The 19,427-nt window shown below is 52.8% G+C and carries 15 protein-coding genes; 5 read left to right on the top strand and 10 right to left on the bottom strand.

Features of this window, described 5'->3' with window-relative positions; all coding sequences use genetic code 11:
- Positions 1–24 precede the first annotated feature (24 nt).
- The 9 genes from yegS to mdtA form a co-directional block, all read right to left on the bottom strand.
- On the bottom strand, positions 25–924 hold the full coding sequence (yegS, locus tag FFT88_RS11410; RefSeq protein WP_135404950.1) for a lipid kinase YegS: 900 nt from the start codon (positions 922–924) through the stop codon (positions 25–27).
- Between the two features lie 257 nt (positions 925–1,181).
- A complete protein-coding gene (gene yegQ, locus FFT88_RS11405) occupies positions 1,182–2,543 on the bottom strand; it encodes a tRNA 5-hydroxyuridine modification protein YegQ (RefSeq protein ID WP_000476028.1) in 1,362 nt (453 codons plus the stop codon).
- 343 nt (positions 2,544–2,886) lie between these two features.
- Complete coding sequence (locus FFT88_RS11400; RefSeq protein WP_130206970.1) at positions 2,887–3,219, bottom strand: YegP family protein; 333 nt, start codon at positions 3,217–3,219, stop codon at positions 2,887–2,889.
- A gap of 243 nt (positions 3,220–3,462) precedes the next feature.
- A complete protein-coding gene (gene baeR / locus FFT88_RS11395) occupies positions 3,463–4,185 on the bottom strand; it encodes a two-component system response regulator BaeR (RefSeq protein ID WP_130206968.1) in 723 nt (240 codons plus the stop codon).
- The gene (baeS, locus tag FFT88_RS11390) at positions 4,182–5,585 is read right to left on the bottom strand and encodes a two-component system sensor histidine kinase BaeS (RefSeq protein WP_135404952.1); all 1,404 of its coding nucleotides are present in this window, start codon (positions 5,583–5,585) and stop codon (positions 4,182–4,184) included. Before baeS ends, baeR begins: the two co-directional genes overlap by 4 nt.
- Complete coding sequence (locus tag FFT88_RS11385; RefSeq protein ID WP_130219358.1) at positions 5,582–6,997, bottom strand: MFS transporter; 1,416 nt, start codon at positions 6,995–6,997, stop codon at positions 5,582–5,584. The genes baeS and FFT88_RS11385 overlap by 4 nt, the downstream gene beginning before the upstream one ends.
- Positions 6,998–10,075, bottom strand: a complete 3,078-nt coding sequence (mdtC, locus tag FFT88_RS11380; protein WP_135404954.1) for a multidrug efflux RND transporter permease subunit MdtC — start codon at positions 10,073–10,075, stop codon at positions 6,998–7,000.
- Positions 10,076–13,198 carry a multidrug efflux RND transporter permease subunit MdtB gene (gene mdtB / locus FFT88_RS11375; RefSeq protein ID WP_135404956.1) on the bottom strand — a complete coding sequence of 1,041 codons (3,123 nt, stop codon included), beginning with the start codon at positions 13,196–13,198 and terminating at the stop codon, positions 10,076–10,078.
- On the bottom strand, positions 13,198–14,445 hold the full coding sequence (gene mdtA / locus FFT88_RS11370) for a multidrug efflux RND transporter subunit MdtA (protein WP_135404959.1): 1,248 nt from the start codon (positions 14,443–14,445) through the stop codon (positions 13,198–13,200). Before mdtA ends, mdtB begins: the two co-directional genes overlap by 1 nt.
- Positions 14,446–14,724: 279 nt before the next feature.
- Here mdtA and FFT88_RS11365 point away from each other — a divergent pair, with 279 nt between their 5' ends.
- The 4 genes from FFT88_RS11365 to FFT88_RS11350 all read left to right on the top strand — a co-directional run bounded on the left by FFT88_RS11365 (position 14,725) and on the right by FFT88_RS11350 (position 16,744).
- Positions 14,725–14,781 carry a type I toxin-antitoxin system Ibs family toxin gene (locus FFT88_RS11365; RefSeq protein WP_100733667.1) on the top strand — a complete coding sequence of 19 codons (57 nt, stop codon included), beginning with the start codon at positions 14,725–14,727 and terminating at the stop codon, positions 14,779–14,781.
- A 271-nt stretch (positions 14,782–15,052) separates the two neighbouring features.
- Positions 15,053–15,109 carry a type I toxin-antitoxin system Ibs family toxin gene (locus FFT88_RS11360; RefSeq protein WP_001386899.1) on the top strand — a complete coding sequence of 19 codons (57 nt, stop codon included), beginning with the start codon at positions 15,053–15,055 and terminating at the stop codon, positions 15,107–15,109.
- 217 nt (positions 15,110–15,326) lie between these two features.
- Positions 15,327–15,986, top strand: coding sequence for a VWA domain-containing protein (locus FFT88_RS11355; RefSeq protein WP_000003176.1), 660 nt, complete (start codon positions 15,327–15,329; stop codon positions 15,984–15,986).
- Complete coding sequence (locus tag FFT88_RS11350; protein WP_135404961.1) at positions 15,983–16,744, top strand: PP2C family serine/threonine-protein phosphatase; 762 nt, start codon at positions 15,983–15,985, stop codon at positions 16,742–16,744. Before FFT88_RS11355 ends, FFT88_RS11350 begins: the two co-directional genes overlap by 4 nt.
- A 64-nt stretch (positions 16,745–16,808) precedes the next feature.
- Here FFT88_RS11350 and FFT88_RS11345 read toward each other — a convergent pair whose 3' ends face one another.
- Positions 16,809–17,270, bottom strand: a complete 462-nt coding sequence (locus FFT88_RS11345; RefSeq protein ID WP_130221835.1) for a DUF2314 domain-containing protein — start codon at positions 17,268–17,270, stop codon at positions 16,809–16,811.
- A gap of 199 nt (positions 17,271–17,469) precedes the next feature.
- Between FFT88_RS11345 and yegI the strand changes: the two genes are divergently transcribed.
- Positions 17,470–19,422, top strand: a complete 1,953-nt coding sequence (gene yegI, locus FFT88_RS11340) for a protein kinase YegI (RefSeq protein WP_135404963.1) — start codon at positions 17,470–17,472, stop codon at positions 19,420–19,422.
- Positions 19,423–19,427 lie beyond the last annotated feature (5 nt).

The following is a 19,427-nucleotide window of genomic DNA, read 5'->3' as shown; positions in this document are numbered from 1 at the left end:
CTAATTCAAGAGAGAATAATTTGATTAACGCAATAACGGACAATCCGGTGGTAATCGACAACGCAGCGCCGCCGGAAGTATTTCAATATGAAAGTTTTGTCCACTCAACGGTTCGCCATCAAGATTAAAAGTGATTTCGTGTGGTGCTTGTATATCGAACCACGCCGAAGCGCCTTCGATAATATTCGGGTTATCTTCGTCAGATTTTAATGTGGATACGAGGGCCGGAAGAATTTCATCTCCGGTGAAAATACGCAACTGCAACAAGCCATCATTAATCAGCGCATTTGGGCACAACTGCTGACCGCCACCGGCCTGACGCCCGTTACCAATACCAATGACCAGGGCGTCACCTTGCCAGTGAAAGTTTTCACCGCGGATTTCACAACGGTCCGGTTGCAATGTATCCATGCGCATTAAGCCATGAATGATGTAAGAGACGCCCCCCAGCGCGGCTTTTAATTTTTCCGGTGTTTCGGTGGTGATACGTGTACCAAACCCGCCCGTTGCCATATTGATAAAACAGGTGTGCCTGTTAACCTGCGCCATATCAATTGCAATAGCGTTACCGGCAATCGCCAGTTTCAACGCCTTATCCAGCGCCTCAGGGATCCCCACGCTGGTGGCGAAATCATTCGCTGTACCTAGCGGCAAAATCCCCAAAGCAGGAATGTCATCGCCTTCACACTGAATCAACGCCGTGGAGACTTCATTAATGGTGCCATCACCACCGCCTGCTATCACCGTCGCGACGCTAAGTTGGCGCGCTTCAGTCACAAAACGCGCGGCATCACCTTTCTCCCAGGTGACCCGTACATGGATCGTTATTCCTTCCTCACGCAACAGCATAATCGCCTCGCGCAATGTTTCATTGTCAGCACTTTTGCCGTTAAGAATCAGCAAACTGGCGGGAAAATCGGCCATCGTCGTATGCCTTTATTATTGATCTTTAGAAAGTGTAGAGCAGAAAAGAGAAGGTGGAGTCAGAACAGGATGAAAGTCGTGGTGCAAAAAAATAAGCCTGCGTAAGGGAGATTACACAGGCTAAGGAGGTGGTTCCTGGTACAGCTAGCATTTTATGGGTTATGTTTTTCAGCGAAACGGATGATAACCTTAATAAATGCAGCTGTATGTGATCGGTTTCTAAGAATTTTCTATCTGGGGAAAATACTTGAAATTAATCACTTGCCGTGCGGGTTACGCGTGGTTTCCCCAGAGAAATTACGCATCAGCAGCGCGTAGTTCAGTTCGAGATCCTGCGGGACCGGGATCCACACAGTATAACCATCGCCCGGCGCAACCGGCATCGCTTCGCCTTTGGCGTTTTCCATATGCTCAAGGGTAAAGTTGATATTGCCCTGTGGAGTCATCAGCTCAAGGCTGTCGCCAACGGAGAATTTGTTTTTAACCGCTACCGCCGCGAGGTCGCCTTTACGCTCACCGGTAAACTCACCAACAAACTGCTGGCGGTCAGAAACGGAATAACCGTATTCGTAGTTCTGATAATCATCATGCGTATGGCGACGCAGGAAACCTTCGGTATAGCCGCGATGCGCCAGACCTTCCAGCGTCTCCAGCAGGCTGGTGTCGAACGGTTTGCCCGCAGCGGCATCATCGATAGCTTTACGATAAACCTGCGCGGTGCGTGCACAATAGTAGAAAGATTTGGTGCGGCCTTCGATTTTCAGCGAATGCACGCCCATTTTGGTCAGGCGTTCAACGTGGGCGATAGCGCGCAGATCTTTCGAGTTCATGATGTAAGTGCCGTGTTCGTCTTCAAACGCGGTCATATACTCACCCGGACGCTGGGCCTCTTCGATCATAAACACTTTGTCGGTTGGCGCGCCGATACCCAGCGTCGGTTCAACGTTTTGCACCGGAATCGGCTCGTATTTGTGTACGATGTTGCCGACGTCATCTTCTTTACCTTCCTGGACGTTGTACTCCCAGCGGCAGGCGTTGGTGCAGGTGCCCTGGTTCGGGTCGCGTTTGTTGATATAACCAGAGAGCAGGCAGCGACCGGAGTAGGCCATGCACAGTGCGCCGTGAACGAAGATTTCGAGCTCCATATCCGGCACCTGATTGCGGATCTCTTCAATCTCTTCCAGTGATAGTTCACGGGAGAGGATCACGCGGGTCAGGCCCATTTGCTGCCAGAATTTTACCGTCGCCCAGTTTACGGCGTTAGCCTGCACGGAAAGGTGGATCGGCATTTCAGGGAAGTGCTCACGCACCAGCATAATCAGCCCAGGATCGGACATAATCAGCGCATCCGGCCCCATTTCCACTACCGGTTTCAGGTCACGGATAAAGGTTTTCAGCTTGGCGTTGTGCGGTGCAATGTTGACCACGACATAAAACTTTTTCCCCAGCGCATGGGCTTCATTGATGCCGAGCTGAAGATTTTCGTGGTTGAATTCGTTGTTGCGCACACGCAGGGAGTAACGCGGCTGGCCCGCATAAACAGCATCTGCGCCATAAGCGAAAGCGTAACGCATATTTTTCAGCGTTCCCGCCGGGGAAAGGAGTTCCGGTTTAAACATAATTCTCTCGTTCTGATGACAGGTCAGATCCGCTTCACCTGATGAAGCGGTTAGGGGAGTGTCCCCACTTTAAGGGCGGGCATTGTAGCGCAATTGGTGGGGTTGGCTCCAGTGTAAATGTCTGGTCGTGTCCTGGTTTTGGTAAGGATGCGAATAACGATAATTTCTTCGGCACTTGCAGGAAATAAATAACGTGGCGTTCAAAAAGAAGAATAAAAATTCTTTCATCTAATATGAAACTTATCCTCCCATTATTTTAATGGCGAGGATTGATCCTTAGCATCAATAAGCCAGTGTTTATTAGAAATAAAGCCGAGCGCGTCATCCGCGCCCGGCACAATGATTAAGTCTTATCTTTTACCGTCTGGCTTACGCCATTGGTTTTTACAGAGGCAATTCCGACTTCGCGTGATTGAGCGGTAGCATACATCTGGCTGGAGCCAATTATCTGATGATTGGCAGCTTTCAGATTGAAATAAAACTTGCCGTTGCTCGCCGTCTTTTTCTCATAGCGTTCATCCTGCGGACTGTTGCTTTGTACCGAGGCGATGCCCTTTTCCGCAGAGGCTTTTGAGGCATACAATTCGCTTGTGAGAATGATTTCTCCGTTTCCCGCTTTTAACACAAAACGGAACTGATTATCACTGCTCTTATTAAGTTCAAACCAACCAGCCATATTGACTCCTTGCTTGAAATTGCGTATCGAAAACAGTATGTAACCATTTAAGTATGGGTGATATTCAGGTGGTTGCCAATCAGGGGAATACCCTCTAATGCATGGGGGAGATTACTGATAAATATGCTGTAATCTGAATACGAGCACGGCTTTATCCCTCTCTTTTTCAGAGAGGGTAATAATACTCAGTGGGCGACGGAACGGTTCGCGTTGTAGTTTGAGACTGCCATTAAAAGGAACAGGCTAAACAATACGGCAGGCGTCAGCTTCCCAACGGTAACCGACACCGTAAACGGCACGGATAAATGACTGCTCGGCGTCGAGAGATTCCAGCTTGCGACGCAGGTTTTTAATGTGGCTGTCGATAGTTCGGTCGGTTACCACGCGGTAGTCGTCATAAAGATGATTGAGCAATTGCTCGCGGGAGAATACTTTACCCGGTTCATGGGAGAGCGTTTTCAGCAGACGAAATTCCGCAGGCGTCAGGTCAAGCATTTTGCCACGCCATGAAGCCTGAAAACGACCTTCGTCGATAATCAACGGATTTTCGGCATCCTGTTGCTGCAACTCGCGCTGCGGTTTGCAGCGGCGCAAAATGGTTTTGACGCGCGCCACTACTTCACGCGGGCTGTACGGCTTGCAGATATAGTCATCAGCACCAATTTCCAGCCCCAGCAGGCGATCGATCTCTTCGATTTTCGCCGTCACCATCACAATTGGGACATCGGAAAAACGACGAATTTCCCGGCACAGCGTCAGACCATCGGTGCCTGGCAACATCAGATCCAACAGGATCAGATCCGGCGGCGTCTGGCGCACGTACGGCAGTACCTGATCGCCGTGGCTGATAAGTATTGGCGCGTAGCTCGCGGCACGCAGATAATCAATGAGCAACTGCCCCAGCTTGGGTTCATCTTCCACGATCAAAATACGCGGCGTGTTTTCGTCGATAGGTAACTCGGTCATACTTCTCTCTGTAAATCCCGTTCCAGCGGTAACTCTACTGTAATGCTTAGCCCGCCAAAAGGCGAATGGGCGGCAACAATGCGACCATTATGCGCTTCAACAATGTTCAGGCAAATCGCCAGCCCCAGCCCGGAACCGCCGCTGGCACGGTTGCGGGAACCTTCGGTGCGATAAAAACGCTCAAACAGTTTTTGCAGCTGATCATCACTGACGCCCGGCGCGCTGTCGGCAAAGGTCAGGCGCACCGTTTTATCGTGCTGCTCGGCAGAGATTTGCAGGCTGCCGCCGCTGTCGGTGTAGCGCAGGCTGTTTTCCAGTAAATTATTGAACAACTGCATTAAACGGTCGCGATCGCCAAATACGGTAATGCTGTCTGGCAGGGAAAATTGCAGTTTAAGGCCACGGCTGGCGAATCGTTCGCGAAATGCGCCGCCCGCCACTTCCAGCAGTGGGATCAAATCTACCGGTGCTTTTTGATAGGCGAGAGCGCCTTCATCAGACATCGACAACTGATGGAGATCGTCAACCAGTTTCGTCAGTGTGCCGACCTCCGCCTGTAAAGAGGCCACCGTCTCCGGCGTGAATTTACGCACGCCATCCTGAATAGCTTCCAGTTCACCGCGCAGCACCGCTAATGGCGTACGCAGTTCGTGAGAAATATCGGCCATAAAATCGCGGCGCATTTGCTGGTTTTTCTCCAGCGTGCTGGCGAGCTGGTTGAAGTCTTGTGCCAGTTTCCCCAGTTCATCTTCGCTGGTGGGCGTCACGCGAGTGGTGAAATCGCCCGCCGCCAGTTTGTGCGTACCGTCAACTAACCGTTTTACCGGTGCCAGCAAACCGCGTGCCAGTGGAAATGTCGCCAGCGCCGCTAATAAAGTAGATAACGCCACAATCAGCCAGCTGGTTTGCCGCTGTTGCTTATCAAAATTGATATCGGTGTTGCGCGTCAGGCGTTCAACGGGGGAAGCGATCACCGCGCCGACTTCCACACCATTGACCAGAATGGGCCGCCGTGTGCCGTCCGGTGGAATGGGGGCGCGTGGGCCAACCAGCACTTTGTTATTTTGATCGACCACCCAGAACTGGGTACGCCAGCCGTGTGGTGGCATACCGGGGCCGGGCTTATCGTCGTTGCTATCGTGTTCAAGCGAACGCAGGATCTGAAATACGAAGCGATCGTTATTACGCAGAAAGCGCCAGTTACCGTGCTGGGCGTATTGCTCGCCAAGCGCGTCGCCAAGCATTTGCAGCCGTTGCTCATTACCATGCTTGATGTAATCAATGAAACCACGCTCAAAACTAATACGTACCGCCCAGTGCATTGTGATCAGCAAGACGATGCAGGTGGCGAAGATCGCCAGAAACAGTTTGCCGGTAATACCGGGCCGCCAGAACTTCATTCAGTGCTCCTTTTGCGCCGCGAAATAGCTACATTTTGATGCGTATCGTTCGGCACTCTGGCAAAGATGAACGCCGGAAGGGCGATAAGAAACGCCATACTAAGCCAGGTGTACATAAAGACAGTTTGTGTGGTGCCGCTGTCGACGCTGACATGCTGTGAACCAAAAAGTCCCAGCAACAGCCCGGCGATGGTGACCCCGATACTCATCGACAATTGCATAATCATCGACAGCAGACTGTTGCCGCTGCTCGCCAGATTGTCCGGGAGATCTTTCAGCGTCAGGGTGTTCATGGAGGAGAAACGCGTCGAGTTGACCATTCCTTGTAAAAACAGAACGAACGGCAAAACGTAGTACCAGCCCAGCAGCGCGGTGGTCATAAACAACAGGGTGACCAGCGACAGACCCAGCGTGGTCGCCACCAGTACCCGACGATAACCAAAGCGATTCACCACCTGTACCACAATTCGCTTCATTCCCATGCTGCCAAGCACCATCGGGATCATCATCAGTCCGGCATGAAAAGGCGAGAAACCAAGGCCAATTTGCAGGAAAACCGGCGTCATAAAGGGCAACATGCCGCTACCGATACGTCCGGCAAAGCTCCCCGCCAGGCCCAGCGAAAAGGTACGAGTGCGGAACAGTTTCAGACTGAAAAGAGCGCGATGGTTATTTCTGGCGTGTAGCAGATAAAGCACCAGTGCCACCACGCCAACCGCTACCAGCACGGCGATGGTTAGCGGCGACAGTCCTGTACCTTTACTGCCGTCCAGCGCCAGCGTTAATACCGCCATGCCAACCGCCAGCAATAAAAAGCCGGAGAGATCAAAGCGCCGCGTCTGCATGGTGTAGTTCGGCATTAACATCAGTGTGGCGATCGCACCGATAATTCCCACTGGAATGTTGATCAAAAAGATCCAGTGCCACGACGCGTACTCCACCAGCAGGCCGCCGAGCGCCGGACCCAATAGTGGGCCGACCTGACCGGGCAGAGTAACAAAGGTCATCGCCGCCATATATTGCTCGCGCGGTACGATTTTCATCACCGTCAACCTGCCGACCGGCACCATCATCGCACCGCCAACGCCCTGTAACGCGCGTGCCAGCAATAGTTCGTTCAGCGTGCCGGAAAGCGCGCAAAACAGTGAACCGAGAGTAAACAGCACGATGGCGGTAAAGAAAATATTGCGCACGCCGACTTTGTCCGCCAGCCAGCCGCTGGCGGGCAGCATCACCGCCACGGTCAGCACATAAGAGACAATGACCATGTGCATATGCAGCGGACTTTCCCCGAGGCTTTGCGCCATTGAGGGAAGGGCGGTGTTTACGATGGTGGTGTCCAGCGACTGCATAAAGAAGCCGAAAGCCACAATCCACAATTGCCAGCGGGTGCTGTCGGGAAGATCTGTCATTTACTCGGTTACCGTTTGTTTAGGTTTACGCGAAAAACGCAGCCGCAGACGGTCGAAAAAGAGATACACCACCGGCGTGGTATACAGCGTCAGAAGCTGGCTCATTACCAGACCGCCGACAATGGTGATCCCCAGGGGTTGGCGCAACTCCGAGCCGTCACCGCCCGACAATACCAGCGGCAGCGCGCCAAACAGTGCCGCCAGGGTGGTCATCATAATCGGGCGAAAACGCAGCAGACAGGCCTGGAAAATAGCTTCCTGCGGCGTCAGGTTACCGTGCCGTTGGGCTTCAAGCGCAAAATCGACCATCATAATGGCGTTTTTCTTCACGATGCCGATTAATAGCATGATCCCTATCAGGGCGATTAGGCTGAACGGGGCATTGAACAGCTCCAGCGCCAGCAGCGCTCCAACGCCCGCCGAGGGCAGGGTGGAGAGAATCGTCAGCGGATGTACGTAACTCTCGTAAAGGATACCCAGCACGATATACACCGTGGCGATGGCTGCGATAATCAGGATCACCTGTGAGTTCATCGTCTCCTGGAACACCTGCGCTGTTCCGGCAAAACTGCCGCGCACCGTCGAAGGCACACCAAGCTGGGTCATTGCGCGATCGATCGCCGCACTGGCGTCCGAGAGCGATTTTCCGGTCGGCAGGTTAAACGAGATGGTCGACGCTGCCGATAATCCCTGATGATTCACCGACAGCGGAGCGTTCGCCGGTTGCCATTTAGCGAAATACGACAGCGGGATCGCTTTGCCTTCGTTATTGATAACGAACATTTTTTCCAGCGCGCTAATGTCCTGGGTATAGCGCGGATCCACTTCCATCACCACTTTGTACTGGTTCATCGGCTGGTAAATGGTCGAGATTTGTCGCTGACCGAAGGCGTTATTTAACAGACTGTTGGCAGCCTGCACGTCGATTCCCAGCCGCGCCATGGTGTCGCGGTCGTAAACCAGATTCATCTCCGCGCCGTTGTCCTGCTGATCGGAGTTCACGTCCGCCAGTTCCGGCAACGTTGCCAGTTTTTTGCGAATTTTCGGCTCCCATTCGCGCAATGCCGCCAGGTCGTCGGATAACAACGTGTACTGGTAACTGGCGTTCGACTGACGTCCGCCAACGCGAATATCCTGTACCGCCATCAGGAACAGATTCGCTCCTGGCTCTTTTGCGAGCTTCACGCGCAGACGGTCGATAATTTGCTGCGCTGTTTCGCTGCGTTCGTCGCGTGGCTTGAGGGTGATAAACATCATCCCGCTGTTCACTCGCGAACCGCCGGTAAATCCGGTGACATTATCCACTGCCGGATCGTCACGGATAATTTTCATGAAATCCTGCAACTTACCGCGCATCGCCTGAAACGAAATACTCTGATCCGCCTGAATCCCGCCCATCAACACGCCAGTGTCCTGCTCCGGGAAGAATGTTTTCGGGATCGAGATATATAGCCAGATATTCAGCGCAATGGTGCCAAGCAGCACCACGCCCACCAGACGGGTATGATTGAGCACCCATTTCAGTGACTTGCCGTAGCCTTGTTGCAGGGCTACCAACATGCGACCAAAACCACGTAGTCGCTTTTGCTCGCGCGGCTTGCTGGCTTTCAGCATCCAGCCACACATCATCGGCGTTAGCGTCAGGGAAACCAGCAACGAAATACCAATGGCGACAGAAAGCGTCACGGCAAACTCGCGTAACAGGCGGCCCGGCAATCCGCCCATCAACAGCAGCGGCAGGAACACCGCCACCAGTGACAGACTCATCGACAGCACCGTAAAGCCGACTTCGCGAGTACCTTGTAGCGCGGCCTGTAGTGGTTTCATCCCCGCTTCCAGATGACGGGCAATGTTTTCCAGCACCACGATGGCGTCATCCACCACGAAACCAGTAGCAATGGTGAGCGCCATTAACGACAGGTTATTGAGACTGAATCCGCACAGGTACATCGCGGCAAACGTACCAATCAGCGAAACCGGCACGGCAACGGCGGGAATAATAGTGGTGCGACCCGAGCGCAGGAATAAAAAGACCACCAGAATCACCAGCGCCACCGAGATAATCAGCGTTTGCTCGACTTCTTCCAGCGAGGCGCGAATGGTGGGGGAGCGATCCTGAGCAATTTGCAGATCAATTGCCGCCGGAATGGTTTCCTGCAACTCCGGTAATTTTGCCCGGATGCTGTCTACCGTCTGGATAATATTGGCTTCCGGCAGCTTGCGGATCATCAGCAAAATAGCTGGTTTGGCGTTGGTCATCCCGGCGTTGCGCACATCCTGCACTGAGTCGGTCACCGTCGCCACATCGCCCAGACGAACCGCGCCGCCGTTGTTGTAATGAATAATCAACGGCTGATATTCGGCGGCGGTTTTCAGTTCATCGTTAGTCTGGATCTGCCAGCGGTGAGTGCCATCTTCCAGCGCCCCCTGCGGTTTACGCACGTTGGCATTGCTGATGGCGGTGCGAACATCGTCCAGCGAGACTCCCTGATTAAACAGCGCCTGCGGATTCAGTCCGACGCGCACGGCGGGCAGTGAGCTGCCGCCGACATCGACATCACCGACACCGTCGATTTGCGCAATCGTCGGGGCAAGCTGTGTTGAGGCGAAATCGTACAGTTCACCTTGCGAATAAGTATCGGAGGTTAGCGTCAGGATCATAATTGGCGCATCCGACGGGTTCGCTTTGCGATAGGTCGGACGGCTTGGCATCCCGCTGGGCAGCAAACTTTGCGCGGCGTTGATCGCCGCCTGCACATCGCGCGCCGCGCCGTTGATATCCCGGTCAAAATCAAACTGCAAAATAATGCGCGTGCTGCCGAGCGAACTGCTGGAGGTCATTTCACTGACTCCGGCAATGCGCCCAAGCGAACGTTCCAGCGGCGTGGCAACGGAAGACGCCATTGTCTCTGGCGATGCACCGGGCAGCGAGGCGCTGACCATAATCACCGGAAAATCGACCTGTGGCAGCGGAGCCACTGGCAGCATACGGAAGCCCAGTATGCCGCACAGGGTAATGGCAACCGACAGTAAAATCGTCGCCACCGGGCGGTAAATGAAGAGGGCAAAAAACTTCACTTACGCCTCCTCTTCATGACGAGCAAAGCGACTTTTGGTCCACAATGCCAGGCGGTCGAACAGCAGATAAATCACCGGCGTGGTAAACAGTGTCAGCACCTGGCTGACAACCAGACCGCCGACCATGCCGATACCTAACGGACGACGCAGTTCCGCGCCGACCCCGGTACTCAACATCAGCGGCAGCGCGCCAAGCAGAGCCGCCAGAGTGGTCATCAGGATTGGACGAAAACGCAGCAGACAAGCCTGGTAAATAGCATCGCGCGGCGACATGCTTTGCTCGCGCTCAGCAGCCAGCGCGAAGTCGATCATCATGATGGCGTTCTTCTTCACAATACCGATCAGCAAAATAATGCCGATAATCGCAATCACATCCAGCTCACTTCCGGCAATCATTAATGCCAGCAGTGCGCCGACCCCTGCGGTGGGTAGCGTCGAGAGAATGGTGATCGGGTGAATAAAGCTCTCGTACAGAATGCCGAGCACGATATACATCGCCACCACCGCCGCGACAATCAGCCAGACAGTGCTGCCCAGCGCCGACTGGAAGGCGAGGGTGCTGCCCTGGAACTGTGTGGTGATATCCACCGGCAGATTCAGAGTCTTCTCGGTGTCCATAATCGCCTGCACCGCATCGCCCAGCGAATAGTTATCCGGCACGTTAAAGGAGATGGTCGTTACCGGGAACTGATCCAGATGGTTGATGGATAGCGGCGCAAAACGCTGCTCAATTTTGGCAATTGAGCTTAGCGGCACCACGCCGCCGTCGCTGCTGGTCAGGCGAATAGTATCCAGCGCCGCAAGCCCAGGAGTATTTTCGGTATTGTGCTCCAGCACTACGCGATACTGGTTAGCCTGAGTATAAATAGTGGAAATCAGCCGCTGACCAAACGCGTTGTACAGGGCGTTATCGACGTCCGCCATGCTGATCCCCAGACGGCTGGCGCTGTCGCGATCAACATTGACATACGCCACCAGCCCTTTGTCCTGCCAGTCGCTGGAGACATCAGAAAGCTGTGGCAGCTGCTGGAGTTTTTCCATGAGCTGCGGCACCCAGGTACTGAGCGCATCCAGTGACGTGGCCTGCAAGGTAAACTGGTACTGGGTGCGGCTGACCTGAGTATCAATAGTCAGGTCCTGCGTTGGTTGCAGGAAGAGATCGACGCCCGGCACTTTATCTACCGCCGTTTGCAGACGGGCGATGACTTTTTGCACCCGATCATCACGTTCATCCAACGGTTTGAGGTTGATCTGTAAACGCGCACTGTTCAGCGACGGGTTAGTGCCATCAACGCCAACAAATGAGGTCAGGCTTTGCACCGCCGGATCCTGCAAAATCACATCCGCGACCTGGCGTTGCCGCTGGGCCATATTGGCAAAGGAGCTGGATTGCGGTGCCTGCAGGGTGCCCTGAATAATGCCGTTGTCCTGTACCGGGAAGAAACCTTTCGGAATGAACACCCACAGCAGTACGCTAAGCAGCAGCGTGCTGAGCGCCACGCTTAAGGTCAGCCACGGATGATTCAGCACTTTCGCCAGTCCACGACCATAGGCGGCGATTATCCTGTCGAACATTTTCTCCGAGGCACGGGAGAAGCGGTTCTGTTTACGCAGCGACTCCTGGCTGAGCATCCGCGCGCACATCATCGGTGTCAGGGTCAGCGACACCACGGCTGAGATCAAAATCGCGACTGCCAGAGTAATGGCAAATTCGCGGAACAGTCGCCCGACGATATCGCCCATAAACAGCAGTGGGATCAACACCGCAATCAGTGAGAAGGTCAGCGAGATAATGGTAAAGCCGATTTCGCCTGCGCCCTTGAGCGCCGCCGCCAACGGTTTTTCGCCTTTTTCGATATAGCGGGAAATGTTTTCGATCACCACGATGGCGTCATCGACCACGAATCCAGTGGCGATAGTTAACGCCATCAGCGTCAGGTTATTGATTGAAAAATCGAGAAACACCATAACCGCGAAGGTGCCAATTAACGACAGCGGCACCGCGACGCCGGGAATGATGGTCGCCGGAATATTGCGCAAAAACAGGTAGATAATCATGACTACCAGCGCGATAGCCATCATCAGCTCAAACTGGGTATCGTCGACCGATGCGCGGATATTGGTGGTACGGTCAGAAAGTACCGTCACCTTCACCGATTTCGGCAGACTCTCGGTGAGCTGTGGCAGCATCTGCCGGATGCTGTCGGCGGTGGAGATAATGTTAGCACCGGGCTGGCGCTGAACATTCATCACGATGGCCTGTTCTTTGTTCGCCCACGCGCCGAGCCAGCTGTTTTCAGCACCTTGTTCTACGGTTGCGACATCGCCAAGACGAATCGGCGCGCCGTTCTGGTAGGCAATGATTAGCTGGCGATACTCTTCGGCGGATTGCATCTGGTCGTTCGCGGAAAGCGTGACCGCACGGGAAGGGCCATCAAGGCTACCTTTCGCTGAGTTAACGTTAGCGCCGGTAATGGCGGTGCGCACGGTTTCGCTGGTCAGGCCGAGGGCGGCAATCGCCTGGGCGTTAAGTTTGACGCGAACAGCCGGACGCTGACCGCCGGAAAGTGTCACCAGGCCGACGCCGGAAATCTGCGAGATTTTCTGCGCGACGCGGGTTTCCACCATATCTTCCACCTGTGTCATCGGCATGGCGGTTGAGGTGACAGCGAGCGTCATGATCGGCGGATCTGCCGGGTTCACTTTGCTGTAAACCGGCGGGTTAGGCAGATCGCTCGGCAACAGGTTAGTGGCGGCGTTAATCGCGGCCTGCACTTCCTGCTCGGCGACATCCAACGGCAATGTTAGCTGGAACTGCAAAGTGATAACCGACGTACCGCCGGAACTTTGCGATGACATTTGTTTCAGGCCGGACATCTGCCCGAACTGGCGTTCGAGCGGCGCGGTGACGGCAGAGGTCATCACATCCGGGCTGGCGCCAGGGTAGAGTGTAACCACCTGAATAGTCGGATAATCCACTTCCGGAAGTGCCGAAACGGGAAGGGCGCGATAACCGATAATCCCGGCGAGTAAGATCGCCACCATCAGCAGCGTGGTGGCGACAGGACGCATAATAAACAGGCGCGACGGGCCGCCTGTGCTGCTCGGAGGTAACACCTGCATCAGGAGCGCGCTCCTTTTTTCGCGTATTCGCGGCTGGTGGCTTTCTCTTCCGGTGCGGTGGCGCTCTGGGCTTCCACGACTTCCACTTTCGCCCCTTCGGTCAGGCGATCAATGCCATCCGTCACTACGCGATCGCCTGCAGAAATACCTGCGCGGATCACCACTTTCTGACTGTCCTGAATGCCCGGCGTCACCAGATGTTTGCTGACTTTGTTTTCGCTATTCAGTACCCAGACAAAATGGCCTTCGTTGCCCATTTGCAGGGCGGCGGTGGGGATCACCACGGCGTTTTGTTCGGTGTCGACTAACATGCGCGCGTTAACAAACTGATTAGGAAACAGCGCATCATCCTGATTATTAAAGCGTGCTTTCACTTTAATCGTACCGGTAGTGGCATCGATTTGGTTATCGAGACTTAACAGCGTGCCTTCACTTAATTTCTTCGAGTTGGTTCGATCCCAGGCTTCAACCACCAGTGGTTTTCCGGCTTTTTGTGCCTGCACAACGGTAGCGATATCGCTTTCCGGCAGGGTAAAGACTAAATCGATAGGATGCGTCTGAGTGATCACCACAATCCCGGTGGTATCACCACTGGAGATTTGGTTACCAACATCAACCTGCTTCAGGCCAACACGACCATCGACTGGTGCAGTAATCCGGCTCCAGTCGAGTTGTAGTTGTGCGCTGGCGACGCTTGCTTCATCAGCCTTAATGGTGCCTTCGGTTTCACTGACCAGCGCCTGTTGGGCATCCAGTTCCTGACGGGAAACGAGATTGGTTTTTGCCAGTTGTTGATAACGCGCCAGGTCACGGCGGGCGTTGGCAAGCGTGGCTTTATCTTTTGCCAGTTGGCCCTGGGCTTGTGCTAATGCAACTTTGAACTGGCTGGGGTCAATTTCTGCCAGCAAATCGCCTGCTTTGACCTGCTGGCCTTCCTGGAAATGTAACGCCATCAGTTGACCATCTACGCGACTGCGCACCGTAACGGTGTTAGCAGCGGTAATCGTGCCAAGCCCGGTGAGGTAACGCGGAACTGCCTGTTCTACGGCGGTCGCCGCCTGAACCGGGGCTAATGGGCCGGAACGCATACCACGGCGACCACCCGCTGGCGATTGCTGTGCTTGTTTCGTCGCACCAGGTGCTGCGCTCTGGGATTCATTGCGGCCTTGCCAGAACCAGAATGCGGCGATGGCGGCGATAACCACCACGATTACGATTACCCAACGGGATTTATAACTGCCTTTCATCGTTAAGAGTTTCTCTTCCTGAAACGTTTCGCGGAATGATACTAGTGTAGCCAGCCAATAAGGGCGAAAAATGGAGGAATTATGAAACAGTTTCGGGAATCGTCTGAATGACGGTGCGCTTTGCGAGCATGCATCCAGTAATGACACAGGAAACTATTTTATTCGCAGGTTAGCGATAGACTGCGTACATGGCAATAAGGAGGTAACCCGACGATTTCAGCGGGACGCTGAAACGGGAAAGCCCCTCCCGAGGAAGGGGCCTTAAATAAGGAAAGGGTCATGATGAAGATACTCATCATCGTGGTGCTCTTAGTGATTAGCTTACCGGCTTACTAAGACTACCAGGGCGGGGGAAACCCCGCTCTACCCTCATTCCTGAAAGTATGCCTTCACGGTCAGATTGTCAATCTGCAGGCTTTGCAGTCTGCGATCCTGACAGCAAATATTCTTTGCGAGACGTTACGCAATAATCACTGGTGAAACTATTTTATCCGCGAGTCAGCGATAGACTGCATGCATGGCGGAAGGAGATAAAACGACGATTTCAGCGGGATGCTGAAACGGGAAAGCCCCTCCCGAGGAAGGGGCCTTAAATAAGGAAAGGGCCATGATGAAGCTACTCATCATCGTGGTGCTCTTAGTCATAAGCTTCCCCGCTTACTAAGACTACCAGGGCGGGGGAAACCCCGCTCTACCCTCACTCCTGAAATTATGTCACTCAACCCTTGTTGTCAATCTATAAGCCCACGTTCTTGCGAGGCGAATAGCAAAATTATCTACGCCGCCGGGCCTAATTCTGAAAATGTCTTCGTTTGCTCTTCTTTCATTATTGCAGTCGGTATGATACCGGACCTCAATAATTCTCTAAGAAAGGATTTCTTATGAGCGAACAAATCACGTTTGCCACCAGCGATTTTGCCAGTAACCCGGAACCACGTTGCCCCTGCATTTTGCTGCTGGATGTTTCTGGTTCGATGAGCGGCAGACCCATTAATGAACTTAACGCCGGATTGGTTACCTTTCGTGATGAACTGCTTGCTGATCCGCTGGCTTTAAAAAGAGTGGAACTCGGCATTGTGACGTTCGGCCCGGTGCATGTGGAACAACCCTTTACCAGCGCCGCTAATTTTTTCCCACCTATCCTGTTTGCCCAGGGCGATACGCCAATGGGCGCCGCCATTACCAAAGCCCTGGATATGGTTGAAGAGCGGAAACGTGAGTACCGCGCAAATGGCATTTCGTATTATCGTCCGTGGATTTTCCTGATCACCGATGGCGCTCCAACCGATGAGTGGCAGGCTGCCGCCAACAAAGTGTTTCAGGGGGAAGAAGATAAGAAGTTTGCCTTCTTTTCCATCGGTGTTCAGGGGGCGGATATGAAGACGCTGGCCCAAATCAGCGTCCGTCAGCCTTTGCCATTGCAGGGATTACAATTCCGTGAACTGTTTAGCTGGTTATCCAGTTCGTTACGTTCGGTTTCCCGCTCCACGCCGGGAACGGAAGTTGTACTGGAGGCACCAAAAGGCTGGACGTCAGTGTGACCTGGCGTCTGGTCTATGCATCAGCCGTCGGAACGTCGCACATCAGCGCTGATTTGCCTTGCCAGGATGCCTGTCAGATGCAGGTTGCCTGGCTAAATGACCAGCAGCCATTACTGTCGGTATTTGTCGCTGATGGCGCAGGCAGCGTCTCGCAGGGTGGCGAAGGCGCGATGCTCGCCGTCAATGAAGCGATGGCCTTTATATCGCAAAAAGTGCAGAACGGTGAATTTGGACTCAATGATGTTCTCGCCACGGATATTGTACTGACCATTCGTCAGCGACTTTTTGCCGAGGCGGAAGCTAAAGAATTAGCGGTTCGCGATTTTGCCTGCACGTTTTTGGGATTGATTTCATCGGCTAATGGCACCTTGATTATGCAGATTGGCGATGGCGGCGTGGTGGTGGATTTTGGTCAAGGTCTGCAATTGCCTCTCACGCCGATGGTGGGTGAATATGCCAATATGACGCACTTCATTACTGATGAAGATGCGGTTTCCAGACTGGAAACTTTCACCTGCACTGAGCGTACGCATAAATTTGCAGCATTTACGGATGGTATCCAGCGGCTGGCGTTAAATATGCTGGATAATTCTCCGCATGTGCCTTTCTTTACCCCGTTTTTCAATGGACTGGCGGCAGCAACGCAGGAACAGCTCGATTTATTACCTGAATTGTTAAAGCAGTTTTTGTCCAGCCCGGCGGTAAACGAGCGTACCGATGATGATAAAACCCTGGCACTGGCGCTGTGGGCAGTGTGAGTTTCTCATGGCGGTTGAAGTCAACAGATCAACCGCCAGTTTAAGCAATCAATATAACGGCTGATTAGCGAACTAATTTTGCTCTTAGCTCGTCGGCTTCTTCTTTTGGATAGGTGACCAATAAAGGATCAATGGTATAACCACCGTAAATTTTGTCCCCACGGGTATACATCCAGTCTGAAATATCTTCTTTCTTAATTTTCCACTCCTGGCCATATTCTACGTTTGTAACAATACCAGGGTCATTGCTGATTACGCCAATAAACATGCCATTAGAATAAGTGACATCTGTGAGCCAGAAATGCTCGGTTCTTCCGTGATCGGTTATCGGGGCTTTGACTGCGAAAGTATCGGCATCTTTTTTATTCATAACCTCGATGAATTTATCAGTTTCTTTTCGCGCATGTTTAATCGCGTCAGACATCGCTTGTTTATCATAACCTCCTGTCACTAACGTATCCGAAATCTCACAATAGCCCGCGGTAGTAAAAAATAGCAGACTCAACATAAGTAATATCTTTTTCATTTTTTCTCCAGAATCCCTGTGTAGTAAAAGTTAGCAAAAACCTGTGGAAGTTAATCATTATCAGGCAGAAATTGAATTGTATCCTGATAGAATTGCATTATCATTTTTATTATTGAGTGGGGTTTCCCCATATAGAAATAATTTTAATGGTCAGTTGTTATTATTCATTGAAATATAATATGGCTGCCCGCGAAATATTATGAAAACAAATATAAAAGTATTTACATCGATAGGTGAATTAACCACTCTTGGCCGTGAACTGGGCAAAGGTGGCGAAGGCGCGGTTTATGATATCGAAGAGTTTGTCGATAGCGTCGCCAAAATTTATCACACACCGCCACCCGCCTTAAAACAGGACAAACTCGCCTTTATGGCTGCGACAGCTGACGCGCAGTTGCTGAATTATGTCGCCTGGCCGCAGGCAACGCTTCATGGCGGACGAGGCGGGAAGGTTATCGGTTTTATGATGCCGAAGGTTTCAGGTAAAGAACCGATTCATATGATCTATAGCCCGGCACATCGTCGCCAGAGTTACCCTCATTGTGCGTGGGATTTTCTACTCTATGTTGCGCGCAATATTGCTTCATCTTTTGCTACGGTTCACGAGCACGGGCATGTCGTAGGTGACGTAAACCAGAACAGCTTCATGGTAGGTCGTGACAGCAAAGTGGTGTTAATTGATAGCGACTCCTTTCAGATTAACGCCAATGGCACGCTGCATTTATGCGAAGTCGGCGTGTCGCATTTTACGCCACCAGAGCTGCAAACCTTGCCATCATTTGTCGGCTTTGAACGCACCGCGAATCACGATAATTTTGGCCTTGCCTTGCTGATTTTTCACGTCTTGTTTGGTGGTCGGCATCCTTATTCCGGTGTACCGCTTATCTCTGAAGCGGGTAATGCGCTGGATACGGATATTGCCCATTTCCGTTATGCCTACGCGTCAGATAATCAGCGACGTGGTTTAAAACCGCCGCCACGATCTATTCCGCTATCGATGTTACCGAGTGATGTTGAAGCCATGTTTCAGCAGGCGTTTACGGAAAATGGGGTGGTAACCGCGCGTCCGACGGCTAAAGCGTGGGTAGCGGCACTTGATTCTCTACGCCAACAGCTAAAGAAATGTCCCGTTTCGGCAATGCATGTTTACCCCGGTCATTTAACCGACTGCCCGTGGTGTGCGCTGGATAATCAAGGCGTTATCTATTTTATTGATCTCGGCGAAGAGCTCATTACCACCGGCGGTGATTTTCTGCTGGCGAAAGTCTGGGCGATGGTGATGGCGTCAGTGCCACCGCCAGCACTACAGTTACCATTACCCGATCATTTCCAACCGACTGGCAGGCCGCTTCCTTTTCCTTCAGGTCTGTTACGGCGCGAATACATCATTCTGATTGAGATCTCGCTGTCAGCGTTATCGCTACTGCTTTGCGGCCTTCAGGCAGAGCCGCGTTATATCATTTTGGTACCCGTGCTGGCGGCTATCTGGATTATTGGCAGTCTGACAAGCAAAGCGTACAAAGCAGAAGTTCAGCAGCGCCATGAGGCATTTAATCGCGCGAAAATGGACTATGACCATTTAGTCAGCCAGATCCAACAGTTGGGCGGGCTGGAAGGTTTTATCGCCAAACGGGCGATGCTCGAAAAAATGAAGGACGAAATTCTCGGGTTACCGGAAGAAGAAACACGCGCTCTGGCAGCACTTCACGACACCGCAAGGGAACGGCAGAAGCAGAAGTTTCTGGAGGGATTTTTTATTGATGTTGCCTCTATTCCCGGCGTTGGCCCTGCGCGTAAAGCGGCGTTACGGTCCTTTGGTATTGAAACAGCGGCAGATGTTACCCGTCGTGGTGTTAAGCAAGTGAAAGGGTTTGGCGACCATCTGACCCAGGCAGTTATCGACTGGAAAGCGAGTTGCGAACGCCGTTTTGTGTTCAGGCCGAATGAAGCGGTAACGCCAGCAGACAGACAAGCGGTAATGGCGAAAATGGCCGCCAAACGACATCGGCTGGAATCGGCGTTGACTGTCGGAGCGACAGAGTTGCAGCGATTCCGCCTTCATGCTCCAGCGCGGACCATGCCGTTGATGGAACCGTTACGTCAGGCGGCAGAAAAATTGGCTCAGGCGCAGGCAGATTTAAGCCGTTGCTGAGCCAG

Origin of the sequence: Escherichia sp. E4930 (assembly GCF_005845405.1) — a bacterium.
In the GTDB taxonomy this organism is placed as follows: Bacteria; Pseudomonadota; Gammaproteobacteria; order Enterobacterales; family Enterobacteriaceae; genus Escherichia.
This window is presented reverse-complemented; position numbering and strand designations above follow the sequence as displayed.